Source organism: Candidatus Symbiopectobacterium sp. NZEC135 (assembly GCF_025962695.1).
In genome coordinates, this window is sequence record NZ_JAGFPF010000885.1 from 1 (window position 1) to 867 (window position 867).

At 54.8% G+C, this 867-nt stretch carries 1 protein-coding gene; it reads left to right on the forward strand.

The features are described from left to right. Positions 1-68: 68 nt before the first annotated feature. Positions 69-867: class I adenylate-forming enzyme family protein (locus J5224_RS31185; RefSeq protein WP_264628878.1), on the forward strand; the 799-nt coding region annotated here is incomplete at its 3' end.

Sequence of the window (867 nt, forward strand, 5' to 3'; positions counted from 1 at the left end):
GCTGGAGCAACGGAGTGGACGCCTGCAAGTGGCAATTCCTGCCTTAACGCTGGTACTGGAGTTTGACCATGCCTGATTCTCCGTCATTTACGCGTTCGGACAATCTCGGGGCGTTCAGTGACGCATTACGTCACAGTAATCAACCCGCATTTATTATGCCATTTACCGATGGTCAGCCGCGCGAAATCACTTTCCAGCAGTTAGATAATAGGGCTAACGCCATCGGTCTTGGATTACAACGTTTTGACTGGCCACAGGGATCTCGCGTCGCGGTTCTCGCCCGTAATTCGATTGACTATATTGCCAGCCTGCTCGGCATTATGCGTGCCGGACTGGTCGCGGTACCGATCAACTTTCGTTTCCCAGTCGATACCATCGAACGCATCCTCACCGACAGTGAGAGTCGCCTGCTGTTGGGTGATGAAGATCAGCTCAAACGCGTTGTCAGCGATATCGCCCGAGTGCCCTTTGGCGCTGAGCTGACCGCGCTGCAACGCGTAGGTCAGTTGGAATGCTTTACACCTGCCCACGACGATCTGGCATTGATGCTGTACACCTCCGGTTCGACCGGGATGCCCAAAGGCGTGCGGCTGACACACGCCAGCCACCGCTGGGTGGTTGAGACCCGACTGGCAGCACAGGAATTAACGGGTGAACGAGTATTGATTGCCGCACCTTTCTACCATATGAACGCGCTGGCACTGGCTCTGCTTACACTGGCAAGCCAGGTAACCACCGTGCTGCTGCCGCAATTTGAAGCACGTCGTTATCTTGAGGCAATGAACCACTACCGTTGTACCTGGCTGACAGCCGTTCCCCCCATGCTTGCCATGATGTTACAGGAGAAAGATTTGCTGGAAGCCTATG